This is a genomic window from Pseudomonas sp. NFACC51 (genome assembly GCF_900103575.1).
Classification (GTDB): Bacteria; Pseudomonadota; Gammaproteobacteria; order Pseudomonadales; family Pseudomonadaceae; genus Aquipseudomonas; species Aquipseudomonas fluorescens_Q.
On sequence record NZ_FMXH01000005.1, the window covers coordinates 1 to 26,578 of the forward strand.

The 26,578-nt window shown below is 61.4% G+C and carries 25 protein-coding genes; 7 read left to right on the top strand and 18 right to left on the bottom strand.

Features of this window, described 5'->3' with window-relative positions; genetic code table 11:
- Positions 1-315, top strand: a 315-nt coding sequence (locus BLT00_RS11650; RefSeq protein ID WP_139209640.1) for an OprD family outer membrane porin, incomplete at its 5' end; no start/stop codon positions are given.
- Between the two features lie 210 nt (positions 316-525).
- Here the strand turns inward: BLT00_RS11650 and pcaC are convergent.
- The 11 genes from pcaC to pcaR all read right to left on the bottom strand — a co-directional run bounded on the left by pcaC (position 526) and on the right by pcaR (position 11,673).
- Complete coding sequence (gene pcaC, locus BLT00_RS11655; RefSeq protein WP_014336968.1) at positions 526-918, bottom strand: 4-carboxymuconolactone decarboxylase; 393 nt, start codon at positions 916-918, stop codon at positions 526-528.
- A 10-nt stretch (positions 919-928) separates the two neighbouring features.
- Positions 929-1,729: a 3-oxoadipate enol-lactonase gene (gene pcaD, locus BLT00_RS11660; protein ID WP_092144296.1), complete on the bottom strand. Its 801-nt coding sequence runs from the start codon at positions 1,727-1,729 to the stop codon at positions 929-931.
- A 12-nt stretch (positions 1,730-1,741) separates the two neighbouring features.
- The gene (locus tag BLT00_RS11665) at positions 1,742-3,106 is read right to left on the bottom strand and encodes a 3-carboxy-cis,cis-muconate cycloisomerase (protein WP_092144294.1); all 1,365 of its coding nucleotides are present in this window, start codon (positions 3,104-3,106) and stop codon (positions 1,742-1,744) included.
- Between the two features lie 152 nt (positions 3,107-3,258).
- Positions 3,259-4,557, bottom strand: a complete 1,299-nt coding sequence (locus BLT00_RS11670; RefSeq protein ID WP_063322593.1) for an MFS family transporter — start codon at positions 4,555-4,557, stop codon at positions 3,259-3,261.
- Positions 4,558-4,887: 330 nt separating this feature from the next.
- Positions 4,888-5,454 carry a protocatechuate 3,4-dioxygenase subunit alpha gene (pcaG, locus tag BLT00_RS11675; protein ID WP_072409768.1) on the bottom strand — a complete coding sequence of 189 codons (567 nt, stop codon included), beginning with the start codon at positions 5,452-5,454 and terminating at the stop codon, positions 4,888-4,890.
- A 1-nt stretch (position 5,455) separates the two neighbouring features.
- On the bottom strand, positions 5,456-6,160 hold the full coding sequence (pcaH, locus tag BLT00_RS11680; RefSeq protein WP_092144292.1) for a protocatechuate 3,4-dioxygenase subunit beta: 705 nt from the start codon (positions 6,158-6,160) through the stop codon (positions 5,456-5,458).
- Between the two features lie 37 nt (positions 6,161-6,197).
- A complete protein-coding gene (pcaF, locus tag BLT00_RS11685; protein ID WP_175456216.1) occupies positions 6,198-7,403 on the bottom strand; it encodes a 3-oxoadipyl-CoA thiolase in 1,206 nt (401 codons plus the stop codon).
- Positions 7,400-8,179: a CoA-transferase subunit beta gene (locus tag BLT00_RS11690; protein ID WP_053178376.1), complete on the bottom strand. Its 780-nt coding sequence runs from the start codon at positions 8,177-8,179 to the stop codon at positions 7,400-7,402. Before BLT00_RS11690 ends, pcaF begins: the two co-directional genes overlap by 4 nt.
- Positions 8,176-9,036 (bottom strand): CoA transferase subunit A, encoded by an 861-nt coding sequence (locus tag BLT00_RS11695; RefSeq protein WP_092144284.1) that lies wholly within the window; start codon positions 9,034-9,036, stop codon positions 8,176-8,178. Before BLT00_RS11695 ends, BLT00_RS11690 begins: the two co-directional genes overlap by 4 nt.
- A 307-nt stretch (positions 9,037-9,343) precedes the next feature.
- Positions 9,344-10,690 carry a 4-hydroxybenzoate transporter PcaK gene (locus BLT00_RS11700; RefSeq protein ID WP_072342041.1) on the bottom strand — a complete coding sequence of 449 codons (1,347 nt, stop codon included), beginning with the start codon at positions 10,688-10,690 and terminating at the stop codon, positions 9,344-9,346.
- Between the two features lie 140 nt (positions 10,691-10,830).
- Positions 10,831-11,673 (bottom strand): pca regulon transcriptional regulator PcaR, encoded by an 843-nt coding sequence (pcaR, locus tag BLT00_RS11705; RefSeq protein WP_014336961.1) that lies wholly within the window; start codon positions 11,671-11,673, stop codon positions 10,831-10,833.
- 577 nt (positions 11,674-12,250) lie between these two features.
- On the opposite strand from pcaR, the gene BLT00_RS11710 reads away from it, so the two are divergent.
- Together BLT00_RS11710 and BLT00_RS11715 are read left to right on the top strand one after the other, a co-directional pair.
- Positions 12,251-12,451, top strand: a complete 201-nt coding sequence (locus BLT00_RS11710; RefSeq protein WP_003198635.1) for a hypothetical protein — start codon at positions 12,251-12,253, stop codon at positions 12,449-12,451.
- Positions 12,452-12,816: 365 nt separating this feature from the next.
- Complete coding sequence (locus tag BLT00_RS11715) at positions 12,817-14,292, top strand: inorganic phosphate transporter (RefSeq protein ID WP_063322599.1); 1,476 nt, start codon at positions 12,817-12,819, stop codon at positions 14,290-14,292.
- Positions 14,293-14,537: 245 nt separating this feature from the next.
- Here BLT00_RS11715 and ccoM read toward each other — a convergent pair whose 3' ends face one another.
- The 3 genes from ccoM to BLT00_RS11725 form a co-directional block, all read right to left on the bottom strand.
- Positions 14,538-14,654, bottom strand: coding sequence for a cytochrome c oxidase subunit CcoM (gene ccoM / locus BLT00_RS32340; RefSeq protein WP_025212288.1), 117 nt, complete (start codon positions 14,652-14,654; stop codon positions 14,538-14,540).
- Between the two features lie 144 nt (positions 14,655-14,798).
- Positions 14,799-14,960, bottom strand: a complete 162-nt coding sequence (locus BLT00_RS31860) for a hypothetical protein (protein WP_003198631.1) — start codon at positions 14,958-14,960, stop codon at positions 14,799-14,801.
- A gap of 94 nt (positions 14,961-15,054) precedes the next feature.
- A complete protein-coding gene (locus BLT00_RS11725) occupies positions 15,055-15,396 on the bottom strand; it encodes an aspartate-semialdehyde dehydrogenase (RefSeq protein WP_092144282.1) in 342 nt (113 codons plus the stop codon).
- 229 nt (positions 15,397-15,625) lie between these two features.
- On the opposite strand from BLT00_RS11725, the gene rapA reads away from it, so the two are divergent.
- Entirely contained in the window at positions 15,626-18,472 is a 2,847-nt protein-coding gene (gene rapA / locus BLT00_RS11730) for an RNA polymerase-associated protein RapA (RefSeq protein ID WP_072342053.1), read from the top strand.
- 138 nt (positions 18,473-18,610) lie between these two features.
- On the opposite strand, the gene BLT00_RS11735 is transcribed toward rapA, so the two are convergent.
- The 4 genes from BLT00_RS11735 to BLT00_RS11750 form a co-directional block, all read right to left on the bottom strand.
- A complete protein-coding gene (locus BLT00_RS11735) occupies positions 18,611-19,453 on the bottom strand; it encodes a cache domain-containing protein (protein ID WP_092144280.1) in 843 nt (280 codons plus the stop codon).
- A gap of 236 nt (positions 19,454-19,689) precedes the next feature.
- A complete protein-coding gene (locus BLT00_RS11740; protein ID WP_092144278.1) occupies positions 19,690-20,565 on the bottom strand; it encodes an ATPase in 876 nt (291 codons plus the stop codon).
- Positions 20,566-20,703: 138 nt separating this feature from the next.
- The gene (locus BLT00_RS11745; RefSeq protein WP_063322604.1) at positions 20,704-21,696 is read right to left on the bottom strand and encodes an NAD-dependent epimerase/dehydratase family protein; all 993 of its coding nucleotides are present in this window, start codon (positions 21,694-21,696) and stop codon (positions 20,704-20,706) included.
- Between the two features lie 85 nt (positions 21,697-21,781).
- Positions 21,782-22,681: a LysR family transcriptional regulator ArgP gene (locus BLT00_RS11750; RefSeq protein ID WP_072342064.1), complete on the bottom strand. Its 900-nt coding sequence runs from the start codon at positions 22,679-22,681 to the stop codon at positions 21,782-21,784.
- Positions 22,682-22,778: 97 nt separating this feature from the next.
- Between BLT00_RS11750 and BLT00_RS11755 the strand changes: the two genes are divergently transcribed.
- From BLT00_RS11755 to BLT00_RS11765, 3 genes are all read left to right on the top strand, one after another.
- The gene (locus BLT00_RS11755; RefSeq protein ID WP_092144276.1) at positions 22,779-23,381 is read left to right on the top strand and encodes a LysE/ArgO family amino acid transporter; all 603 of its coding nucleotides are present in this window, start codon (positions 22,779-22,781) and stop codon (positions 23,379-23,381) included.
- A 175-nt stretch (positions 23,382-23,556) separates the two neighbouring features.
- Complete coding sequence (locus BLT00_RS11760) at positions 23,557-24,153, top strand: superoxide dismutase (protein WP_063322607.1); 597 nt, start codon at positions 23,557-23,559, stop codon at positions 24,151-24,153.
- 294 nt (positions 24,154-24,447) lie between these two features.
- Positions 24,448-26,499 carry a putative bifunctional diguanylate cyclase/phosphodiesterase gene (locus BLT00_RS11765; protein ID WP_092144274.1) on the top strand — a complete coding sequence of 684 codons (2,052 nt, stop codon included), beginning with the start codon at positions 24,448-24,450 and terminating at the stop codon, positions 26,497-26,499.
- Positions 26,500-26,578 lie beyond the last annotated feature (79 nt).

Below are 26,578 nucleotides of genomic sequence, written 5' to 3' on the forward strand. Positions count from 1 at the left end.
GACAGCTACAACTCCAGCTACGACAACGCCAAGGAAAAATCCTGGCAACTGCGCCACGACTTCAACTTCGCCGCCGTTGGCGTGCCGGGCCTGACGTTGATGAACCGCTACATCAGCGGTGACAACGTGCACACCGCCACCGTTGACGACGGCAAGGAATGGGGTCGGGAAAGTGAGCTGGCCTACACCGTGCAGAGCGGCGCGTTGAAGAGTCTCAACGTGAAGTGGCGTAACTCGACGATACGCCGGGATTACAGTACCAATGAGTTCGATGAGAACCGGTTGATCATCAGCTATCCGCTCAGCTTGCTGTAAAAGCCAAACATGGATGGAGGCTGTACCACCGTCATCGCGAGCAGGCTAGCTTCCACAGGGAATCGGTGCCGAGCACAAAATCAGCGCTCACTGAAGATCCAGTGTGGGAGCGAGCTTGCTCGCGATGGCGTCATCACATTCAACATCCCCCATCAATTGAACCACCGCTATCGCGGGCAAGCTCGCTCCCACAGGAAATGAGGTAACCCCTTAAGCCCGCGATTCGACGCCCAGTTCGTCCCACACCGACTCGGCCAGATGGAACGTGGCGTTGGCCGCCGGGATGCCGCAGTAGATGGCGCTCTGCATGATCACTTCCTTGATCTCGCTGCGGCTCACGCCATTGTTGGCGGCGGCGCGCAGGTGCAGCTTGAGTTCTTCGTTGCGGTTCATACCGATCAGCATGGCGATGGTAATCAGGCTACGGGTATGGCGCGGCAGGCCCGGGCGAGTCCAGATGTCGCCCCAGGCGTGGCGGGTGATCATCTCCTGGAATTCGCTGTTGAACTCGGTCAGGGCATTGAGGCTGCGATCGACGTGGGCATCGCCCAGCACCGCGCGGCGTACTTGCATGCCTTCGTCGTAACGTTGTTTCTCGTCCACAAAAAACTCCTCAGGCACGGCCAGAATCAAGCAGGAAATCCAGCACCCGCGCGCTGAAGGCGGCGCCGGCCTGGACGTTGGACAGGTGCGCGGCGTAGAACTCGGCGTACTCCGCGCCACTGACCCGCTCCTGGATAAAGTGCCCACCCGACGGCGGTGTCACGGCATCTTCGGTGCCGGCGATCACCAGCAGCGGCACGCGAATCGACGACAACTGCTCGCGGAAATCGGCATCACGCACGGCCGCGCAGTTGGCCGCGTAGCCTTGGGGCGATGTGGCAGCGAGCATGTCGGTGATTTTCTTCACCTTCGCAGGATGAGCCTCGGAAAAATCCGCAGTAAACCAGCGGGCGATCGAAGCATCGCGCAACGCCACCATCGCATCCTTGCCGTCGCGCAGCACGGTTTCGATGCGCGGGTTCCACACCGACGGATCGCCGATCTTGGCCGCGGTGTTGCACACCACCAGTTTGTACAGGCGCTCGCCGGCGTTGATGCCCAGCCATTGGCCGATCAACCCGCCCATGGACAAGCCGCAGAAATGCACCTTGTCGAGGTTCAACTGATCAAGCATCGCCAGCACATCGCGGCCCAGTTGCTCGATGCTGTACGGCCCTTCCGTGACCAGCGACTGGCCATGGCCGCGCGTGTCGAAGCGCAGCACGCGAAAGTGTTCGCTGAAAGCCGCGACCTGCTCGTCCCACATGTGCAGATCGGTGCCCAGGGAGTTGGAGAGCACCAGCACAGGGGCGTCTTGCGGCCCATCAAAACGATAGTTCAGATCGCCCTCGGCGAGTTTGACGAATCCCACAACAATCTCCTTTCAGGCGTTCAAGGCAAGGTGTTCGGCCACGGCCCGGGCGACCCAAGTCTGGGCTTGTCCGAGGTAGTGCGCCGGGTCGAGCAGATGATCAAGCTCGGTCGCGGATAGCTGCGCAGTGACCTGAGGTTCATCCCCCAGCACATCACGCAAATGCCGTTGTTCGGCCACGGCGCGCTTGCAGCATTGCTCCAGCAGATGATGCGCCGCGTCGCGTCCCACACGCTGGGCCAGGACGATGCTCACCGCTTCGGCCAGCACCAGCCCCTGGGTCAGTTCCAGGTTGCGGGCCATGCGCGCCGCGTCCACTTCCAATCCTTCGGCCAGCAGCCGCGCCTGCTGCAAGGCACCGGACACCAGGCAGCAGATCTCCGGCAGGGTTTCCCATTCGGCGTGCCACAGGCCCAGGCTGCGCTCGTGTTCCTGGGGCATGGCGCTGAACAGCGTCGACAACAAGCCAGGCACTCGCGTCGCCGCGCCGATCAGCACTGCCGCGCCCACCGGGTTGCGCTTGTGCGGCATGGTGGACGAACCACCCTTGCCCGGCGCCGAGGGCTCGAACGCTTCGCCGGCCTCGGTCTGCATCAACAGGCTGATGTCGCGGCCCAGCTTGCCCAGGCTACCGGCGATCAGGCCCAGCACTGAACCGAATTCCACCAGGCGATCGCGCTGGGTGTGCCACGGCTGCTCGGGCAGGTTCAGTTGCAATTCGGCGGCTAAGGCTTCGGCGATGGGCAAAGCGTGTTCACCCAAGGCGGCGAGGGTTCCGGAGGCGCCGCCGAATTGGAGCACCAGCAAGCGCGGCTTGAGTTCTTTCAAACGTTGGCGACTGCGGGTGATCGCCCCCAGCCAACCAGCGATCTTCATGCCCAGGGTCACCGGCGTGGCGTGCTGCAGCCAGGTGCGTCCGGCCAGCGGCGTGGCGGCGTAGTGTTCGGCTTGTCGGGCCAGGGTGGCGGCCAACTGCGCCAGCTCGCCTTCGATCAGCCCCAAGGCCAGGCGCAGTTGCAGCACCAGCCCACTGTCCATCACGTCCTGGCTGGTGGCGCCCAGATGCACGTAGCGCTCGGCTTCGGCATCCTCGGCGGCGATGCGCTTGCCCAACGCCTTGACCAACGGGATTGCCGAATTGCCAGCGCTGGCGATCGCTTCGCTCAGTGCCGAAAAATCGTACAGCTGCGCACGACAAGCCTGCTCGATCGGCGCCACGGCACTTTGCGGAATCACCCCGACCCGCGCCTCGGCCCGGGCCAAGGCGGCTTCGACGTCCAGCATGGCCTGGACCCGACCCGCATCGCAGAACACCTCGCGCATGTCGCGGGCGGTGAAGTAGACATCGAATAGTTGATTGCCCGGTCGTTCGCTCATAAACAGTCCTTGGGAAGGTAGATGTCCCGTGGCGAGGGAGCTTGCTCCCGCTTGAGTGCGAAGCGCTCACAAGAGAGGGCTGCTACGCAGCCCAGCGGGAGCAAGCTCCCTCGCCACAATGACTCAAACAAGCCTCAAATGATCAGGTGGATTCAAAGGTCATGGTGCAAATACGCCGGCTGCTTGGGCAGGCGCAGGCTGAACAGGAACGCCACCACCATCATCACCGTGACATACCAATAAAAAGCGTTTTCCATGCCCTGGGCCTTCAGGCTCAGGGCAACGTACTCCGCCGATCCGCCAAAAATCGCATTCGCCACCGCGTACGCCAACCCTACCCCCAGCGCCCGGACTTCAGGTGGAAACATTTCCGCTTTCACCAGGCCGCTGATGGAGGTGTAGAAGCTGACGATCGCCAGCGCCAACGTGATCAGGACAAACGCCAGGAACGGGCTGCTGATGCTTTTCAGGGTCAGCAGGATCGGCACGGTGCACAACGCCCCCAGGCCACCGAACCAGAGCATGGAGTTACGCCGGCCGATCTTGTCCGCCAGCATGCCGAACAGCGGCTGCATGCACATGTACAGGAACAGCGCGCCGGTCATGATGTAGCTGGCGGTCTTGGCGTGCAGGCCGGCGGTGTTCACCAGGTATTTCTGCATGTAGGTGGTGAAGGTGTAGAAAATCAGCGAGCCGCCGGCGGTGTAGCCCAGCACGGTGATGAACGCGGCCTTGTGGTCGCGAAACAGCGCCATGATGCTGCCAGCGTCCTTGTTCTCGCGCATTTCCTTGCTACTGGTTTCCTTCAGGGAGCGCCGCAGGAACAGAGAAATCAATGCAGCCACGGCCCCCACCACAAATGGAATCCGCCAGCCATAGGCGCGCAGTTCGTCTTCGTTGAGAAACTGCTGCAGGATCACCACCAACGACACCGCCAGCAGTTGCCCGCCGATCAGCGTCACGTATTGGAACGAAGCAAAAAAACCGCGCTGCCCCTTGAGGGCGACTTCGCTCATATAGGTGGCGGTGGTGCCGTATTCGCCGCCCACTGACAGGCCTTGCAACAAGCGCGCGAACAACAGCAGCAGCGGCGCCCAGACGCCGATGTCCTTGTAGGTGGGCAGGCAGGCGATGAGCAATGAGCCGAAGCACATCATCAGCACCGAAATCATCATCGAATTCTTACGTCCGTGACGGTCCGCCACCCGGCCGAAAATCCAGCCGCCGATGGGCCGCATCAGGAACCCGGCGGCGAATACACCAGCCGTGTTGACCAATTGCACCGTGGGGTTGTCGGACGGGAAGAACGCCGGGGCGAAATAAATTGCGCAGAACGCATAGACATAGAAGTCAAACCATTCGACCAGGTTGCCGGATGAAGCACCGACGATGGCGAAGATGCGCTTGCTGCGTTCTTCGCCGGTGTAGTGGCTGATGATTGGGGTGGCCATGGATTATTCACTCGTTGGGGACTGACGAAGTCTAGACACACTTAGTAACAGTCCCGTTCCACAAACAGACGTTGAAGCGATAGCACCTGTATTGACGCCATCGCGAGCAAGCTCGCCCTCACTGGGTTCATACCCTTGCTGTGGCCCTATGGGTTCATACACTTCTGGGCTGGGCTCATATCCCCTGTGGCGAGGGAGCTTGCTCCCGCTGGCTTGCGCAGCAAGCCCAAAGCCGGCGACCCGGTGTATCAGGATGACCTCAGTGCCTGGTTTTGCGACTGCTTCGCAGCCGAGCGGGAGCAAGCTCCCTCGCCACGGGAAAATCATGAATCAGTAATCGAAGAACACCGTCTCGGCATCCGTGCCCTGAAGGATCACGTTCCACTGGTACACGCCCGACGCATCAGGCTTGGCCACGATTGTGCCGCGACGTTCTTCGGGCACGCAGGCCAGCAGCGGGTCGGTTTCGTTGGCCTGTTCGCCGTCGAAATAGATGCGCGTCAGCAAGTGCTTGACCAACCCGCGAGCGAACACCAGCACCACCAAGTGCGGTGCCTGGGTTGTGCCCCCCAATCCCGGCACAGTGCCCGGCTTGATGGTGGTGAAGCGAAAACGCCCTTCGGCATCCACCGGCACCCGGCCAAAGCCTTCGAAATGCGGGTCCAGGGGTTTGTCCTGGTCGTCTTCCGGGTGGGCGTATTTGCCGGCGGCGTTGGCCTGCCAGACTTCCAGCATCGCGTCGTTGACGAACTGGCCGTTGCCGTCGACCACCTGCCCGGTGATCGCCACGCGTTGGCCGAGGGTTTCGGCGACGGTCAGGTCTTCGCGGTTCAGCCAGGTCAGGCCGATGTGGTAGTACGGGCCAACGGTGTGGGATGTGGTGGCAGTGAGCGTCATCTTATTTCTCCATCGGCGTGGCATCGCGGCCGCGCAAGACGATGTCCCAGCGGTAACCGAGGGCGTAGTGAGGGACAGTTTTTTCCAGGTCGAAACGGGCGATCAGGCGTTCCTTGGCACTCGTGTCCGGCACGCAGTTGTAGATCGGGTCGTATTCCAGCAACGGATCGCCAGGGAAGTACATCTGCGTCACCAGGCGCGTCAGAATGCTCGGCCCGAACAGTGAGAAATGGATATGCGCCGGGCGCCAGGCGTTGTGGTGGTTGCCCCACGGATAGGCGCCGGGCTTGATGGTCTGGAACTGATACCAGCCATCGGCGTCGGTGACGGTGCGACCGGTGCCGGTGAAATTCGGGTCCAGCGGCGCGTCATGGTTATCGCGATCGTGGTTGTAGCGACCGGCGGCGTTGGCCTGCCAGATCTCCACAAGGATGCCCGGCACCGGCTGGCCGTGCTCATCCAGCACGCGCCCGTGAATGATGATCCGCTCCCCCAGCGGCTCGCCGGCATGCTGGGCGGTCAGGTCGTGGTCCTTCTCTTGCACGCGGTCGGCACCGACAGTCGGGCCGGTAATTTCCGACAGCGAATGCGGCAGGAACACCAACGGCTTGGACGGCGAGCGCAGGTTGGTGGACTGGTACGGCGGGTGCAGATACTCCGGCTGGGTGCCCGCTTGGGGGCGACGATAACCAGGCTTGTCAGTCATGGAGCGTTCCTCGGTTTCTTATTAGTAGAACGACGCGTCAGACGCGTTCGATTGCCAGTGCCAGGCCTTGGCCGACGCCAACGCACATGGTCGCCAGGCCTTTCTTGCCGCCGGTCTTTTCCAGGTGGTGCAACGCCGTCAACACCAGACGCGCCCCGCTCATGCCCAGTGGATGGCCGAGGGCGATGGCACCGCCGTTCGGGTTGACCTGGGGCGCATCGTCCGCCACCCCCAACTCACGCAGCACGGCCAGGCCCTGGCTGGCAAAGGCTTCATTGAGTTCGATCACATCGAAATCCGCGACCGCCAGGCCCAGGCGCTCAGTGAGCTTGCGCACCGCCGGCACCGGACCGATGCCCATCACTCGGGGCGCCACGCCGGCACTGGCCATGCCCAACACTTTGCCGCGCGGCGTCAGGCCATGTTTCTTCACCGCTTCGGCCGAGGCCAGGATCAGTGCCGCCGCGCCATCGTTGACACCCGAGGCGTTGCCGGCAGTGACGGTCTTGTCGGGGCCGTTGACCGGTTTGAGTTTGCCCAAGGTCTCCAGCGTGGTGTCGGCGCGAGGATGCTCGTCCTGCTCGACCACGGTTTCACCTTTTTTATGGGCAATGCGCACCGCCACGATTTCTTCGGCGAAAAAACCTGCCGCCTGGGCCGCTGCCGTGCGCTGTTGGCTGCGCAAGGCGAAAGCGTCCTGGTCGGCGCGGGACACGGCATAGTCATCAGCCACGTTATCAGCGGTCTGCGGCATCGCATCCACGCCGTACTGGGCCTTCATCAATGGGTTGATAAAACGCCAGCCGATGGTGGTGTCTTCCAGCTTCATGCTGCGGGAAAACGCCGCGTCGGCCTTGCCCATCACGAACGGCGCACGGGACATCGACTCCACCCCACCGGCGATGGCCAGTTCCATCTCACCGCTGGCGATGGCGCGGAACGCGGTGCCGATGGCGTCCATGCCCGAGGCGCATAAACGGTTGAGGGTCACACCGGGAATGCTATCCGGCAGGCCTGCCAACAGCAGCGCCATGCGCGCCACGTTGCGGTTGTCTTCGCCGGCCTGGTTGGCGCAGCCGAGAAACACTTCGTCCACCGCGCTCCAGTCCACCGATGGGTTGCGCTCCATCAGCGCCTTGATCGGCACCGCCGCCAAGTCATCGGCACGCACGGCGGACAAACCGCCGCCAAACCGACCGATGGGGGTTCGAATCGCATCACAGATATAAACGTCGCGCATCAGGCTTCTCCCGGTGCCTGGCCATGGGCGGCCGCGGTGCGAGCTTCCAGATCGCGCAGTGCGCGCAGCTCTACCTCGGTCGGTTCGGCGGTGGTTTGCACCTGGTCGGCGAAACGGATCGCCCATCCGGTGGCGGCAATGACTTGCTCGCGGGTCACGCCGGGGTGCAGCGCGGTGACCACGAATTCATGGGTGCCGGCTTCCGGCTCCATGATGCACAGGTCGGTGATAATCCCCACAGGACCGGCGCCCGGCAGGCCCAGGCGCTTGCGCGAATCGCCGCCTTCACCGTGGCCGACCGAAGTGATGAAATCCAGCTTGTCGACAAACGAACGCGCCGACTGCTTGAGGATGATCAACACGCTCTTGGCCGAGCCGGCGATTTCCGGCGCGCCACCCGCACCCGGCAGGCGGACTTTCGGCTGATGGTAATCGCCCACCACCGTAGTGTTGATGTTGCCGAAACGGTCGACCTGGGCCGCGCCCAGGAACCCGACGTCGATACGCCCGCCCTGCAGCCAGTAGCGAAAAATCTCACCGGTCGGTACGACGGTATCGGCGGTTTCCGCCAGCTCGCCGTCGCCGATGGACAGTGGCAGTACGCTGGGCTTGGCACCGATCGGGCCGGATTCGTAGATCAGTACGACGTCCGGCGATGAGGTCAGCCGTGCCAGGTTGGCCGCTTTCGACGGCAGGCCGATGCCCACGAAGCATACGGCATTGTTCTTCAAGCGACGCGCCGCGGCGACGGTCATCATTTCGTTGGTGGAGTAAGTCATGGTTTCACCTGCGAAGCGGCTGCCAGTCTGGCCTGGAATTCACTGAAGTCTTTAGTGCCATGGATGTATTCGTTGATCCATGCGGTGAAGGTCTCACGGTCCCGGGCGATCGGATCCCACACCTGGTAGAAACGGTTATCACGCTCGGTATAGCCGTGGGCGTAGGACGGATGAGCGCCACCCGGCACGAGGCACACGGCGCTCAATGCCCAGGTCGGCAGGACGCAGGCGTTCATCGGCGCATTCAGGTCGTCGACGATTTCTTCCACGGTGACGATGCAACGCTTGGCGGCCAGGGCGGCTTCTTTCTGCACACCGAGAATGCCCCACAGCAGCACGTTGCCCTTGCGGTCGGCTTTCTGGGCGTGGATCACCGTGATATCAGGGCGCACCGAAGGCACGGCGGCCAATACTTCACCGGTGAAGGGACAGGTTACGCTCTTGATCAGCGGGTTGACCTTCGGCAGGTCGGAGCCGGCGTAGGCCCGCAACACCGCGAATGGCAGGCCGGAGGCGCCGGCCACGTAGGCGTTGGCCAGATCGGCGTGGCTGTGTTCCTCGATCTCCAGCGGGCGCGGCCATTGTTTCTCCACGGCATCGCGCAAGCGGTGCAACGACCCCACGCCAGGGTTGCCGCCCCAGGAGAAAATCAACTTGCGAGCACAACCGGCGCCGATCAACTGGTCATAGATCAGGTCAGGTGTCATGCGCACCAAGGTCAGATCTTTCTTTCCCTGACGAATGATTTCATGACCCGCCGCCGTAGGAATCAGGTGAGTGAAGCCTTCGAGCGCGACGGTATCGCCGTCGTTGACGAATTGCTTCACCGCGTCGTGCAGCGAAAGGATTTCAGCCATGGGGCAGGCTCCCGTTTTCCAGTAGACCGACATGAAGGAAAAGGCGCGAGGTTAAGCGCCGAAGTGACTGAAGATTAAGCCTGGGGGAAAAGCCAAACAATCCGATAATCGACTGAGTGTTCGTTTATCGAACGGATTGTTGTTTGGCTATCGATTTATCCACACAGCGAAAACGAGAACCGTGGCGAGGGCGCTTGCTCCCGCTGGGCCGGGCTGGCGCTCCAGTACGAAGCGGCCCTGTTTTTGGGGCTGCTACGCAGCCCAGCGGGAGCAAGCTCCCTCGCCACAGGGGTGTAGGTTCGGGGTTTCAGGTGGCATCCGCATGGCTGACCATGCCTTTGATCACCACCGCCGTGGTCGCCAGGGCCGCCGGGATCACCAGGGCGGTCAGGACCTGTTCGAAGTTCCAGCCCAGGCCCAACAGGGTCGCGCCCATCCAGGCGCCGAGAATCGCGCCGAAACGACCGATGCCCAGCATCCACGAGACACCGGTGGCCCTACCCTGGGTCGGGTAGAAACGCGCCGCCAGCGAAGGCATCGCCGATTGCGCGCCGTTGACACACATGCCCGCCACCAGCACCAGGGTGGCGAGCAAGGTAATGTTGCCCAGGCTCTGCCCTACCGCGTAGGCAAACACCCCCGCCATCAGGTAGAAAAGGCCGATGACCTTGTGCGGATTGAACCGGTCCATCGCCCAACCCACCCCGACAGCGCTCAACACGCCGCCGAATTGGAACAGCGCACCGATAAACGCTGCCTGCTCCATGCTCGCGCCGCTGTCGCGCATCAGGGTCGGCAGCCAACTGGTCAACAGGTAGACGATCACCAGGCCCATGAAATAGGTCAGCCACAGAAGCAAGGTGCCAGCGCTGTAGGTGCCGGAGAAAATCACCGCCAGCACATTGCGGGCTTTCACGGTTTTCTGTTCCGGCACACTGAAGCTCGCCGCTTGGGCCACCGTGTTCGGTTCGATCGGTGCCAGGGTCTTGCGCACCTTGTCGGTGCCGCGATTGCGCACCACCAGGTAACGCGCCGACTCCGGCAGCCAGAACAGCAACACCACTGCCAGGATCAACGGCAGGATCCCACCAATCAGCAGCAGGCTATGCCAACCGAACGCCGGTATCAGCTTGGCGGAGATGAACCCACCGCCGGCCATGCCCAGGTTGAAACCGCAGAACATGCTGGTCACCAGCAGGGACTTCTTGCGCTCCGGGGTGTATTCCGACAGCAACGTGGTGGCGTTTGGCATCCCGGCGCCCAGTCCCAGGCCCGTCAGGAAACGCAGCACCAGCAATTGATCGACGTTGGTGCTGTAGGCCGAGGCCAGGCTGAACGCGCCGAACAGCAAAACCGCGCCCACCAGTACGACTTTTCGCCCGAAGCGGTCAGCCAGCGGCCCTGAACCCAGTGCGCCGAACACCATGCCGATCAGCGCGGCGCTCATCACCGGGCCAAGGCTGGCGCGATCGATGCCCCAATCCTGGGACAGCGCCGGGGCGATGAAGCCCATGGCCGCTGTATCAAGGCCGTCGAGGAAAACAATCAGGAAACAGAGAATCACCACCCGCCACTGGTAGCGCGAAATAGGTTGGGCATTGATAAAGGACTGCACATCGAGGCAGTTGCCTACGGAGGTCTGGGGCTGGTTCATTTTATTTTTATTCCACGTGATAAACGCAGGCGAACGATCAGGGACCGGCGAAACACGCCGGATGACGCTGCGCGACATTAATGAGGGCAGGCAAATACCGTCAATTCATCGCCGCCGACTCTGTGCGTTTATCGAACAGCTTAAGTGAACAGCTGCGCGCTCAAGTCGCGGCTGGCCCCCAGCAGGCCTGGCAGGAAGCGCTGTTCCAGCTCATTGCGGCTGACCCGCCCGGCATGGGTGCTGACGTTGAGCGCGGCCACTACTTGACCGGAAGCGTCGTACACCGGCACGGCAATCGAACGCAGGCCCTGTTCCAGCTCCTGGTCGACGATGCACCAGCCTTGCTGCCGCACCTGTTCCAGGCATTCAAGCAATGCCTCGGGGGTGTGCAAGGTGCGGCTGGTCTTGGCTTGCAGGTCGGCATGGTCCAGGTAGTCGCGCAGCGAAGCGTCATCCAGGGCCGCCAGGAGAATCCTGCCCATCGAAGTGCAATAGGCTGGAAGACGCCCGCCGACCGACAGATCGACCGAAATCAGGCGCTGGGTGGTGGCTGACCGGGCGATATAGAGGATATCGTCGCCTTCGAGCGTCGCCATGTTGCAGGCTTCGTGCAATTGCTCGCTCATGCGGTCCAGGTACGGCTGGGCAGAAACGGCCAGCGGCGTCGAGGACAGATAGGCGTGCCCCAGGGTCAGCACTTTGGGCAGCAGCGAATAGGTCCGTCCATCCGTAGTGGCGTAGCCCAGCTTGATCAAGGTATGCAGGCAACGTCTGACGGCGGCGCGAGGGATTTCCGTACGATGGCTGATCTGGGCAATGGTCAGGTGCCGCTTGCGCTCCTGGAAGGCCTGGACCACGGCCAACCCGCGGGCCAGGGAGGTCATGAAATCGGGATCGCCGGTCAGGGCCTGGATCCGCTTGGCCGGCGAGGCGACGATCGGTGGCGCGACTGAAGTGAAAGCATTGCGCAATTGGTCGTTCATGTCTGGTCCTTCCCGGGGAATGACGGCTATTACAAGCGGCTGTCTGACGGACAGACAAGGGCCGGACCGCCAACAGTGTTCGATTATCGAACCAGCAACCGATAATCGCAATCCTGCCCGGTATCATGAGTTCGACAGCCGTCGAACGCCCGATAACAAGTTGAGCGAGAGTGACAAGCGATTTGACGTGAAGGCGCGGGCGATATTGAACTTGTCGCCTTGAACGGCATCAGGATATCGGCACTAGCAGACATCTTCTGAAACCTGATTGACACAAGTTTGCACATACAAACATCGATTCACACAACAACAGGCCCCTTTAAATATTTCCCGATAGTGTTATTCAGCTGGACCGCTATAATGCAACTCAGCGACGGTACGGCCAATCGACCGCTCCCGTACGCAGGCACCTTGGTAATACCCTGGCGCCCGAAGCACCTTTAGGTCGCTTCCCCTGTATTGGCAACAACACGAAGCCCTGATGCTACGTCAGCTGTCAGCTCTGGTGCCGTGGCCGTCTGCATGTCTACATGCAGTGCGTATCACCAGATTCAATTTCAATTAATTAGGTACAACTGTGACGAAAGACGAACTGCGCGCGGAACTTGAGCGCCAGGAACAACGTTACAAGGAAGTTTACGGCGGGGAAATCACCACCTACGCCGCACAACCTGAACCGGAACGCAAACCCTGGCGTAAGCGCGCCACCGTTCAGGACCAGGCCTTCACCCAGGAACTCCAGAAAATGGAAAAAGAACTCAAAGCCGAAGAGCAGTGACGCGCTGGGCATGATGTTCTTGTGAAGAGGTCTCCGGCCGCCATCCAGGCCGGAAACCACAGCGCACGCCCGCCATGAGCGGGCCGCCATCCGCTCCCGCCCGACGGCCGGGAAGGCTCATGGCCGACCTTCTTTTCAGATATTTCATGCAACCGCTCGAAGTGCTCTACACGGGGCGGCGGTCAGGTTCCAGGACGCTTTGCGCCCCTGAATCAAAGGGTTACGCGCCCCACGGAAAACCTCGCGCCAGAGCCATTCCTACAAATTATTTCGTTGAAGAATGTTGCCGATGAGCAGGCAATGCATCGATTGCCATGGTTTTCTGGCATAATCGCGCCCCCTTATGACCGGGTCAGAAAACCTTCATGATCGATTTATTCAGCGGACTGGATGCTTGGGTGCTTGTGAGCCTCTTGCTCGCCCTGGCTTTTGTCCTCGCCTTCGAGTTCATCAACGGCTTTCATGACACCGCTAACGCGGTTGCCACTGTTATCTACACCAAAGCCATGCCGCCTCATCTGGCGGTGTTCTTTTCCGGTGTGTTCAATTTCCTCGGCGTGCTGCTGGGTGGTGTGGGGGTGGCGTACGCCATCGTTCACTTGCTGCCCGTAGAGCTGCTGATCAATGTGAACACCGGACACGGGCTCGCCATGGTGTTTTCGCTGCTCGCAGCGGCCATTACCTGGAACCTGGGCACCTGGTACTTCGGTATCCCGGCGTCCAGCTCCCACACGTTGATCGGCTCGATCCTCGGCGTGGGCCTGGCCAATGCGTTGATCAACGATATCCCGTTGGCCGATGGGGTGAACTGGCAGAAGGCGATCGATATCGGCGCCTCCCTGGTGTTCTCGCCCATGGCCGGCTTCCTGATCGCTGCCCTGGTGCTGATCGGCCTGAAATGGTGGCGTCCGCTGTCGAAGATGCACAAGACACCGGAACAGCGCCGCAAGATCGATGACAAGAAGCACCCGCCGTTCTGGAATCGCCTGGTACTGGTGATTTCGGCCATGGCCGTCAGTTTTGTCCATGGCTCCAACGATGGCCAGAAAGGCATCGGCCTGATCATGCTGGTGCTGATCGGTATCGTGCCTTCGCAGTTCGTGCTCGACCTGAGCAGCACCACGTATCAGATCGAGCGGACCCGCGACGCGACCCTGCACCTGAGCCAGTTCTACCAGCGCAACAGCGAATCCCTGGGTGAATACCTGGCGCTGGGCAAGAGCGTGGAAGGCGATCTGCCGGAAAAATTCCGTTGCAACCCGCAGCAGACCGAACCCACCATCGATGCCCTGCTCAACACCCTCAAGGGCGTGGCTGACTACCATTCGCTGCCGTCGGAAAGCCGTATCGAAGTGCGTCGCTACTTGCTCTGCCTGGACGACACAGCGAAGAAGGTTGGCAAACTGCCAGGTCTGGCAGCCCGTGAGAAAGACGACCTGAACAAACTGCGCAAGGACCTGACCGGCACCACCGAGTACGCCCCATTCTGGGTGATCCTGGCGGTCGCCCTGGCACTGGGCCTGGGCACCATGGTCGGCTGGAAGCGTGTGGTACTGACCATCGGCGAGAAGATCGGCAAGCAAGGCATGACCTATGCCCAGGGCATGTCGGCGCAGATCACCACCGCGTGCATGATCGGCGCGGCGAACATTTTCAGCCTGCCGGTTTCCACCACCCACGTACTGTCTTCGGGCGTGGCCGGTACCATGGTCGCGAACAAGAGCGGCCTGCAAGGTGGCACCGTGCGCAACATCCTGCTGGCCTGGGTGCTGACCCTGCCGGCAACGGTGGCGCTGTCGGCCGGGCTGTTCTGGTTGGCGTCCAAGGCCTTGGGCAGCTGATTCCCGCAGCCACAAAAAAGGTGCGATCCTGACAGGTCGCACCTTTTTTTATACCACCAGAACCATTGTGGGAGCGGGCTTGCTCGCAAAGGCGTCGTGTCAGTTACTCATACATTGACTGACACACCGCCTTCGCGAGCAAGCCCGCTCCCGCATTTTGATTTGTATATACCGGAAAATCGGTAAAAAAAAGGGCGACCGAAGTCGCCCAAAATGCCTTGCGTGCTCGTTTTAGCCGGAAAGACCTACGGTTTTTTCCGCTTGTGTGCGTCTTTCCAGATGAATAATCCAAAGCCTGCGAAAAATACGAACATGAGGCCGACCGTCAACACACCGGCAAACACCACATTATCGAAAAACATGACTGGCCTCCTGGTCTTGCCCCTGTTGCGATGGGTTCAAGTTAACCAATCAGGCCTGGATGAAAATTGACCGGGGTCAATAACGCCCGCAACGGGGCGAAAAGGTGGGGAAATAACTGATCTGCATCAATGGATCGAGGGGGTTCAGCGCTTTTTCGGTTTGTTTTTCGACTTTTTCTTGGGCTTGCCCAACGGCATGGCCTGCTCGAAAGCCTGGCGGACTTCATTGAGGCGCTTTTCGTTGAGGTCGTGAACGCGCTTGGCGCGCTCGGCACTGAGGTCGATCAGCTTGTCGTCTTGGCTCATGGCGTGTGGGCATCGTGCAGTGAATTGCGGATGCGCCCATGATGCGGGGTGTTGACGGCGTTGACCAGCCTGCGTACGTCGGCAAACGCCTGAATCAGATCTGGATATCGACCCACAAGCCCTGGCGCGACTCTTCGTCTATCAGCGGCACCACCGGCACGGTGTTGTCGGCGTTGAGTTCGGTACCCGGTACGGCCAGGTGTTCTTCAGGATCTTCATTGGCCTCGCGGTGGCGCTTGTCGCGCTCCTGCCGGCGACGCTGTTCCTCGCGCAACAGCAGCGCGGCCTCTTCCGGGTCGCGGCTCTGCAGGTCGATGGTGCTTTCGTTGGAGCTTTGCTGCACCGGGACCACGGGCGGTATGTCCGGTCGCTGGCGAACCGGATCCTGTTGAGCAGTGATAGGTACGGCGCTCAAAGGGAGCATGGGTGGCAACATAAAGGTCTCCTGTCTTCAGGTTGTCGGCTGGGAAAGTGGCAGCTTGAACCGCCGGTCTGAAACTTGTGACCCAGTTGGCATTGCAGCGATTCCCAGGGCCGAGCTTGTTTGATCGCTGGACAAGCGTAAGTTCCGTGCCATCGCTCACTAATCAACGTACGTAAATCCTTTGGTCTGAGGGATCCTTCCGTTAAGATAACCGGCTTTTTCAAGGCGGGAGTCAGGCAGCATGGCGCAGCAGTATCAACCGGGGCAACGCTGGATCAGTGACAGCGAAGCCGAGCTGGGTTTAGGCACCGTTCTGGCACAGGACGGCCGCTTGTTGACCGTGCTCTATCCGGCCACTGGCGACACTCGCCAGTACGCGCTACGGAACGCGCCGCTCACCCGGGTACGGTTTTCGCCGGGCGATGTGATCACTCACTTCGAAGGCTGGAAAATGACCGTGCGCGAAGTCGATGACATCGACGGGCTGCTGGTCTACCACGGCCTCAACGGACAGAACGAAGTCGTCACCCTGCCGGAAACCCAACTGTCGAACTTTATCCAGTTCCGCCTGGCGAGCGACCGTCTGTTCGCCGGCCAGATCGACCCATTGGCCTGGTTCTCCCTGCGCTACCACACCCTGGAACACACCAGCCGCCAGTTGCAGTCTTCGCTTTGGGGCCTGGGCGGCGTCCGTGCCCAGCCTATCGCCCACCAATTGCACATTGCCCGTGAAGTAGCCGACCGCATTGCGCCGCGGGTGTTGCTGGCGGACGAAGTGGGCCTGGGCAAGACCATCGAGGCCGGCCTGGTCATCCATCGTCAACTGCTGTCCGGCCGCGCCAACCGCGTCCTGATCCTGGTACCGGAAAACCTCCAGCACCAATGGCTGGTGGAAATGCGTCGACGTTTCAACCTGCAAGTCGCGCTGTTCGACGAAGAACGCTTCATCGAAAGCGATGCCAGCAACCCGTTCGAAGACACTCAACTGGCCCTGGTGGCGCTGGAGTGGCTGGTGGACGACGAGAAGGCCCAGGACGCGCTGTTCGCCGCCGGCTGGGACCTGATGGTGGTCGACGAGGCCCATCACCTGGTGTGGCACGAAGATCAGGTCAGCCCGCAGTACGCGCTGGTCGAACAACTCGCCGAGACGATCCCGGGCGTGCTGCTGCTGACCGCGACCCCGGAACAACTGGGCCAGGACAGCCACTTTGCTCGCCTGCGCCTGCTGGACCCGAATCGCTTCCACGACCTCAAGGCCTTCCGTGCCGAGAGCGAAAACTATCGCCCGGTGGCCGAAGCCGTGCAGGAGCTGCTGGACAAAGGCCGCCTCTCGCCCGAAGCCCACAAGACCATCCACGGCTTCCTGGGTAACGAAGGCGAAGCGTTGCTGACCGCCGTCAATGATGGCGATGTCGAAGCCAGTGCCCGCCTGGTGCGTGAACTGCTGGACCGCCACGGCACTGGCCGCGTGCTGTTTCGCAACACCCGCGCCGCCGTGCAGGGTTTCCCTGAGCGCAAGCTGCACGCCTATCCGCTGCCGTGCCCGGCCGAATACCTCGAATTGCCGCTGGGCGATCATCCCGAGCTGTACCCGGAAGTCAGCTTCCAAGCCCAGCCGGACGCCAGCGAAGAAGAACGCTGGTGGCGTTTCGACCCGCGGGTCGAGTGGCTGATCGACACCCTGAAGATGCTCAAGCGCACCAAAGTACTGGTGATCTGTGCCCACGCCGAAACCGCCATGGACCTGGAAGACGCCCTGCGCGTACGTTCCGGCATTCCGGCCACGGTGTTCCACGAAGGCATGAACATCCTGGAGCGCGACCGCGCGGCGGCCTATTTCGCCGACGAAGAGTTTGGTGCCCAGGTGCTGATCTGTTCGGAAATCGGCAGTGAGGGGCGCAACTTCCAGTTCGCCCATCACCTGGTACTGTTCGATCTGCCAGCGCACCCGGACCTGCTCGAGCAACGTATCGGCCGTCTGGACCGGATCGGCCAGAAGCACACCATCGAGCTGCACGCGCCGTACCTGGAAACCAGCCCACAGGCACGGCTGTTCCAGTGGTATCACGAAGCCCTGAATGCCTTCCTCAACACTTGCCCGACTGGCAACGCCTTGCAGCATCAGTTCGGCCCGCGCCTGCTGCCATTGCTGGAAGAAGCCGACGATGGCCAGTGGCAAGCACTGATCGACGAAGCCCGCACCGAACGCGAACGCCTGGAGGCCGAGCTGCACACCGGTCGAGACCGTTTGCTGGAGCTCAACTCCGGCGGCGCCGGTGAAGGCGATGCGCTGGTGGAAGCCATTCTCGAGCAGGACGACCAGTTCGCCCTGCCGATCTACATGGAAACCCTGTTCGACGCCTTTGGCATCGACAGTGAGGATCATTCGGAAAACGCGCTGATCCTCAAGCCGAGCGAAAAAATGCTCGACGCCAGCTTCCCGCTGGGCGACGACGAAGGCGTGACCATCACCTACGACCGCAACCAGGCGCTGTCGCGCGAAGACATGCAGTTCATCACCTGGGAGCACCCGATGGTGCAAGGCGGCATGGATCTGGTGCTGTCCGGTTCCATGGGCAACACCGCCGTGGCGCTGATCAAGAACAAGGCCCTCAAGCCCGGCACCGTGTTGCTGGAACTGCTCTACGTCAGTGAAGTAGTGGCCCCGCGTTCGCTGCAACTGGGCCGCTACCTGCCGCCGGCCGCCCTGCGCTGCCTGCTTGACGCCAACGGCAACGACCTGGCCGCCCGGGTTTCGTTCGAAACCTTGAACGACCAGCTCGAAAGCGTGCCACGTGCCAGCGCCAACAAATTCATCCAGGCCCAGCGCGACCAGCTCACGCCTCGGATCAATGCAGGCGAAGAAAAGATCGCCCCGCGTCACGCCGAACGCGTGGCCGAGGCCCAGCGTCGCCTGGCCGCCGATACCGACGAAGAACTGGCGCGCCTGACCGCCCTGCAAGCGGTCAACCCGACCGTGCGCGACAGCGAACTGGTAGCCCTGCGCCAACAGCGCGAGCAAGGGCTGGCGATGCTTGAGAAAGCGGCGTTGCGTTTGGAGGCGATTCGGGTGTTGGTGGCGGGCTGATCTGGATTCAACTGTGGCGAGGGAGCTTGCTCCCGCTGGGCTGCGCAGCGGCCCCTTTTTTGGGGAGCGCTGCGCACTGGAGCGCCAGCCCGGTCCAGCGGGAGCAAGCTCCCTCGCCACGATGTCCAGCGCCTCGTTTCAAGGACTGTAATACCCCACCGCCACCAGGAAGTGCCCGACCTTCTTCAGGTACGCGTGCTTGTCCTCGACCTTGCCGGTCACCGGGTTCTTCCACCGATATTCATACTCCCCCACGTCCTGCTTGCCGATCATGGCCAGGATCGGCTCGCCCACCGGTTTGCCATCGGGGTCCTTGACCTTGGCGAAGTCGGTATTGATCAACCGCAGGTTGGTGCCGTGACCGACATAGCGCCGGGTATTGAGGTCGACGACAAAGACGTACAAGTCATCCTGCAGATAACCTCCCTTGAGGGAGTTAACCGCCGTCAGCGTGGCCTTCTCATTTTTCAACAGGTCGCTTGAAGCCTTGTCCAGCAGCGCCCTGGCCTGTTCGGCGGAAGCCCGGGGCAGGTAGTAGCCGACAGCCAGAATCCGTTCGCCGACACGCTGGAAATACACATGCTTGCGCTCGACCTTGCCGTCCGACCAGTTCTGCCAACGGTACTCGGCTTGCTGGATGCCACTGGCCTCGGGAGTCTTCAAGGCGTCCTTGAAGGCTTTGCGCAGGTCCGGGCCCAGCACTTCAGACACATCCCGCCCGATCAGCGCCGAGGAAGGCCCGCCGCTGGCGAGCATCACACCCTGGGTATCCACCACGAATACATAGCGATCCTTGTCGACGAATTCCCCCTGGCGACTGAAGGCGGCAAAGGCTTTGTCGCCATTGTCGTGGTAGTAAGCCAAGGCCTTTTCCAGCAGCGAACGGGCCGCCTGGCCGTCATCCGGTGTCGCTGCATGAACCGGTGCCAGCCCCAGCACAAGCATTGCACCCAGCCAGGCCATCCTGTGAAAAAACCCCATATGCGCGCCCCTCGTTCTTGTTGGTGTTTCAAGAGCGTAGACGGCGTGGGGTGATGTTGGAGTATTCAGGGAATTGCTGGGGAGCCGGGGGCGTCAGCGGGTATGGTTACTGACAGAGGCGGTGCCATCGCGAGCAAGCTCGCTTGTACGCTGGACAGCGTTTCCTGTGAGAGCGAGCTTGCTCGCGATAGCGGCGGCACATTCACAATCGCTATCGCGAACAAACGCCCACAGGTTTATTGAGCCCCAGCGCGGAGTTGCTGCTGCAAGTTCTGGATCTGCGCTTGCAAGGTGTTGATGTTACGGGTGACTTGGCCACGGAAGGCGTCGAACTCGGCAGTGTTGCCGCCCTTGTCCTGCTGGCTCTTGAGCACGATCACGTCCTGCTCCAGGCGATCGATGGCCGAGTTGGAGGTGGCTCTTTTCAGGGCGGTGATGTCGGCTCCGATGCTCTTGAGCTGAGCATCCAGGGCACCACCCTCGCCTTGGCTTTTCAGGGCGTTAACTTCAGCCACCAGCGTCTTGACCTGGGCTTGGAGTTCCTTGTTGGACGCTTGCAACTGGGCGTTGGTGTTCTGCTGTTCAGTGGCCTGGGCAATGAGCTGGGCCAGTTCCTTGTCCAAGTCGGCGGACGGACCGAAGGTAGCTTGCTGTTGCTTATACTGCTCCAACAGTTTGTTGTCGAATTGCTTGCCCTGATCCTGCAGCTTGCTTTCCAACTGCTTGATCTGCAGTTTCAAGGCCTCACTGTCGCTCATCACATTGGACTGGCCGGCGACGACCTTGCCGGAAAACTCCTGCAGTCGCCCCGCCGCATCTTCACTGATCCGCGCGAAGCTCTCCTGGGTGGCCACCAGTTGCTGCTCCATCAGGGAAATCTGCTGGAAGCTCCACCAGGCCAGGAAACCGAACGCACACAGCAGCGCGCCGACCAATGCCCACAGCGGCCCGGTGCTGGGCCCCTTGACCTTGGCCGCGGCAACGGGCGCCGGGCGTGCTTGCACATGAGGCTGGCGGTTGGGCAGGAAATCATCGTCATCGGGAATGTCGGCCCGCATCCGCAGGCTCGGTACATCATCGAAGTCGTCGTTGGCATCGTTACGCATGGGCATGGTTCAACCTTTGGGAAACCGGTGATGGCTTGATGCGGCGAGTATAACCCCCTCGCCCGCCGCACCGATTGACCCCGAACCTGGCAGTCGGTTCATGACGGGCCGATCAGCGGGTACTCGGGTGGGCTGTATGGCTAGTCATACAGGCTGCTGTACCTTCCACCAGGCACAAAACTCATCGAGGGCGGTCCACAGGCTGACCTGCGGATCATAATCGAGATAATGCCGGGCCCGGCTGATGTCCAGGGTGAAATTTTTGTTCATGACCTGCATGCCCAGGCGCGACAGCGTCGGTTCGGGGCGGCCCGGCCACAATTTGCAGAAACCTTCATTCAGGGCCGCGACACTATAAGCCAAGCCGTAGGAACGATAACGCCGGACCTGCGGGACTTCCATCTGGCGCATCACATAATTGACCACATCCCACAGTGGAACCGGTGCCCCATTGCTGATGTTATAGGCCTTGCCCAATGCTGAATCGGTAGCCAGCAGGCTGCTGAGCAGCGCTTCGTTGAGGTTTTGCACGCTGGTGAAATCCACTTTGTTCAGCCCGTTGCCGACAATCGCCAGGCGCCCCTTGCGCTGCATTTTCAACAGCCGCGGAAAAATGCTCATGTCACCGGCACCGGTCACGAAACGCGGGCGCAGGGCCAACACTTCGAGGCCAAACTCCTGGGCGCCGAAGACTTTCTGCTCGGCCAGGTACTTGGTGGCCGCGTAAGGGTGCTTGAAGCGCTTGGGCACCTGTTCTTCGGTCAACCCGAGGTGGTCACGACCGTCGAAGTAGATGGACGGCGAGGACAGATGAACCAGCCGGCGAACCTTTTGCTTGAGGCAGGCCTCGACGACATTTTCCGTGACCTGGACATTGCCCTGGTGGAAATCCTGGTAGCGGCCCCAAAGTCCCACGGAACCGGCGCAATGCACGACGGCTTCGACATCCAGGCACAAATCCCGGGCCAGCAGTGGGTCGCTCAGATCCCCTTGGACAAACTGTGCACCGCGACGCACCAGGTGTTCCACGCTCTCGGCCCGGCGACCATTGACCCGTACATCCAGGCCTTGCTCCAGGGCGAAACGCGCGAAGCGTCCGCCAATGAAGCCGCTCGCGCCGGTGACCAGAATTTTCATGAATGCTCCTAAGAAATGCGGTTACGAGCCTTGCGCTACAACCTGCAATTTTATCTGTGCGCCGCTTTTACCAGCAGCTTGACGTCTACTGCGCCTCCCAAGGCACCAGCCACTGCCGGGAGGAGCGGATCAACTGTTCGGTCAACAAGCCGAGCAACTGCCCGCCATTGCGCCAATGATGCCAGTACAGCGGCACATCGATCGGTTTATCTGCCAGCAATTCCACCAGCACGCCTCGCTCCAGCTGTTCGCGCACTTGCAGCTCCGGCACGAGCCCCCAGCCCAGCCCGACTTCAGCAAGACGGATAAAACCTTCGGACGAGGGGCACAGATGGTGCTCGAAGCCGCCCTCCACGCCTACGGACGCGAGGTAGCGGTGCTGCAGGAAATCATCCGGGCCAAACACCAATGCCGGCGTACGGGCCAGTTGATCGGCCCGCACCCCGTCGGGGAAATGCCGGGCGATGAACGCTGGGCTGGCCAGCGCCCGGTAGCGCATCGCCCCCAGCAACACACTGCGGGCGCCCGCCACCGGGCGTTCGCTGGCGCAGACACACGCCGCCACTTCACCGGCGCGCATGCGCTTGAGACCAACGGTCTGGTCCTCCACCACCAGGTCGAGCAACAGGTGCTGCTCGGCGCAGAAATCGCCCACGGCCGCCGCCCACCAGGTTGCCAGGCTGTCGGCGTTCAAGGCGATGCGCAAACGCTCCGGCAAACCCTCTTCATCCAGGGCCGGCACCAGGCTTTGCAGGTCGCGCTCAAGCAGACGCACCTGTTGCACGTGATTGAGCAGCCGTCGGCCGATCTCCGTGGGCGCTGGCGGCGTGGCACGTACCAACACGGGCTGGCCGACGCGTGCTTCCAGCAGTTTGATTCGTTGGGAAATGGCCGATTGCGACAAACCCAACACTTGGGCCGCGCGCTCGAAACCGGCCTGCTCGACCACGGCAGCCAGGGCAGAAAGCAATTTGTAATCGAACATCAGTTTTCCTAATGAGCAATCAGCAGGATTGGTTTTTCTTATACAGCCCTTCCCCGGAGAATGGCCAGCATTGATACACAAACCGGGGATCAAACCTATGTGGCAAAGTTATATGAACGGCCTGCTGGTGGCCTTTGGGCTGATCATGGCCATCGGCGCCCAGAACGCATTTGTGCTGGCCCAGAGCCTGCGCCGCGAACATCATCTGCCCGTGGCGGCGCTGTGCGTCACGTTCGATGCGCTGCTGGTCGCCGCCGGGGTTTTCGGCTTGGCGACCTTGCTGGCCCAGAGTCCGTTGCTGCTGTCGATTGCCCGCTGGGGCGGTGCGGCGTTCCTGCTCTGGTACGCCAGCCTGGCCCTGCGCCGGGCCTGCTCGAAGCAAAGCCTGCAACAGGGGGGAAACCAGGCTGCACGCTCGCTGCGGGCGGTGCTGCTCAGCGCCCTGGCGGTGACGTTGCTCAACCCCCACGTCTACCTCGACACCGTACTGCTGATCGGCTCCCTTGGTGCCCAGCAGAGCGTGCCTGGCGCCTATGTCGTGGGCGCGGCCAGTGCCTCGCTGCTGTGGTTCTTCACCCTGGCCTTCGGCGCTGCGTGGCTGGCACCCTGGCTGGCTCGTCCAAGCACCTGGCGGATCCTCGACCTGCTCGTGGCGGTGATGATGTTTACCGTGGCGGTGCAATTGATCGTCAACGGCTGATTATTCCAAACCGCTCTGGAACCTCTATTCCACACAGTTGTTGCGTGGTTATGCCGCACCCCCGGTGCTATGATCCGACTCCTGCGCCGCAAAGAGTACAAACTCCCCGGCGCTAGTCTGGCCGCCCGTGATCGGCCTTGCGCTCACCGCAACTGACCTGATTAGGAGAATCACCATGGCTTTCGAATTGCCGCCGCTGCCCTATCCACACGACGCACTGGCGCCACACATTTCCAAGGAAACACTGGAATACCACCACGACAAGCACCACAACACCTATGTCGTAAACCTGAACAACCTGGTGCCTGGCACCGAGTTCGAAGGCAAGACCCTGGAAGAAATCGTCAAGACCTCCTCGGGCGGTATCTTCAACAACGCCGCTCAGGTCTGGAACCACACCTTCTACTGGAACTGCCTGGCACCGAACGCCGGCGGTCAACCAACCGGCGCGCTGGCTGAAGCCATCAACAAGGCCTTCGGTTCGTTCGACAAGTTCAAGGAAGAGTTCAGCAAAACCTCCATCGGCACCTTCGGTTCCGGCTGGGGCTGGCTGGTGAAAAAGGCCGACGGTTCCCTGGCCCTGGCCAGCACCATTGGTGCCGGCAACCCGCTGACCAGCGGTGACACCCCGCTGCTGACCTGCGACGTGTGGGAACACGCTTACTACATCGACTACCGCAACCTTCGCCCGAAATACGTCGAAGCGTTCTGGAACCTGGTCAACTGGAAATTCGTCGCCGAGCAGTTCGAAGGCAAAGCCTTCACCGCCTAAGCGCCAATGCCAGACAAGAAAACCCGGCGTCGTGCCGGGTTTTTTTTGCCGGAAAAAATGACCGCAGGCAAGCTACCTCGCGTCTGGAACCCCAAGAAAAAATCCCTGGAGGCCTCAAGTTGCGGCCCCTTCCAACCGACACAATGGTCGTAGAGCAATCACTCTGGAAAAAACGTACACCGGTAAGGTTTCAAGCGAAAAACCTTGTGTTTGATTGTCCCTTTGACTGACATCACAGGATTGCCAATACTCATGGCAACTTGACGCTACCCGCACGGAACAAGGAACCACTCTTTGAAGCTGGAACTCAAGAACAGCTTGTCTGTGAAGTTGCTCCGGGTCGTGCTCCTCTCGGCATTGATCGTTGGCATGGTCTTGAGCTGCGCCCAGATCGTGTTCGATGCCTACAAAACCAACCAGGCCGTCGCCAGTGACGCCCAACGGATCCTCGACATGTTCCGCGATCCTTCGACCCAGGCCGTCTACAGCCTGGACCGGGAGATGGGCATGCAAGTGATCGAGGGCCTGTTCCAGGACGAAGCCGTACGCATGGCTTCCATCGGCCATCCACGCGAAACCATGCTCGCCGAAAAAACCCGGCCCTTGCAGCGCTCCGAAAGCCGCTGGCTGACCGACCTGATCCTGGGCAAGGAGCGCACCTTCACCACGCAACTGGTGGGACGCGGCCCCTATAGCGAATATTACGGCGACCTGAGCATTACCCTCGACACCGCCACCTACGGCGAGGGTTTCATCGTCAGCTCGGTGATCATCTTCATCTCCGGAATGCTGCGGGCCCTGGCCATGGGCCTGGTGCTGTACCTGGTCTATCACTGGCTGCTGACCAAACCGTTGTCGCGGATCATCGAGCACCTGACCGAGATCAACCCCGATCGCCCCAGCGCCCACAAGATCCCGCAGCTGCGCGGTCACGAGCAAAACGAACTGGGCCTGTGGATCAATACGGCCAACCAACTGCTCGAATCCATCGAGCGCAACACGCACCTGCGTCACGAAGCGGAAAACAGCCTGCTGCGCATGGCCCAGTACGACTTTCTCACCGGTCTGCCCAACCGCCAGCAACTTCAACAGCAACTGGACAAGATCCTGGTGGACGCCGGACGCCTGCAACGCCGGGTGGCGGTGTTGTGTGTAGGGCTGGATGATTTCAAGGGCATCAACGAACAGTTCAGCTATCAGACCGGCGACCAGTTGCTGCTGGCTCTGGCCGATCGGCTGCGGGCCCACAGCGGGCGGCTCGGCGCACTGGCGCGGCTGGGGGGCGATCAGTTCGCGCTGGTCCAGGCCGACATCGAACAGCCTTACGAGGCGGCCGAACTGGCTCAAAGCATCCTCGACGACCTGGAAGCGCCGTTCGCCATCGACGATCAACAAATCCGCCTGCGGGCCACCATCGGCATCACCCTCTTCCCCGAAGACGGCGACAGCACCGAGAAACTGTTGCAGAAAGCCGAGCAGACCATGACCCTGGCCAAGAGCCGCTCGCGCAATCGCTACCAGTTCTACATCGCCAGCGTCGACAGCGAGATGCGCCGTCGTCGCGAACTGGAGAAAGACTTGCGCGAGGCCCTGGCCCGCGAGCAGTTCACCCTGGTGTACCAGCCGCAGATCAGCTACCGCGACCTGCGGGTGGTGGGCACTGAAGCCCTGATCCGCTGGCACCATCCCGAACACGGCCTGGTGCCGCCGGATCTGTTCATTCCCCTGGCCGAGCAGAACGGCACCATTATCGCCATCGGTGAATGGGTGCTGGACCAGGCTTGCAGGCAATTGCGCGACTGGCACGACCAGGGCTTCGTCGACCTGCGCATGGCGGTCAACCTGTCGACGGTGCAACTGCACCACGCCGAACTGCCGCGGGTGGTGAACAATCTCCTGCAAATGTACCGGCTGCCGCCGCGCAGCCTGGAGCTGGAGGTTACCGAGACCGGCCTGATGGAAGACATCACCACCGCTGCCCAGCATTTGCTGAGCCTGCGCCGCTCCGGGGCGCTGATTGCCATCGATGACTTCGGGACCGGCTATTCGTCCCTGAGCTACCTCAAGAGCCTGCCGCTGGACAAGATCAAGATCGACAAGAGCTTCGTCCAGGACCTGCTCGACGACGAGGACGATGCAACCATCGTCCGGGCCATCATCCAGTTGGGCAAGAGCCTGGGGATGCAGGTCATTGCCGAAGGCGTCGAAACAGTCGAGCAGGAAGCCTACATCATCGCCGAGGGTTGCCACGAAGGTCAGGGGTATTACTACAGCAAACCGCTGCCGGCACGGGAATTGGGCCTTTACTTGAAGCAGGCCGAGCGCAGCAAGGCGTCCATCATCTGATTCCTGCCCCTGGGCGCCAAGCCTCGCTTTGCGAGGCAGTTCCTACAGACACTATCGAAGGCGGCAATCTTTCATCATT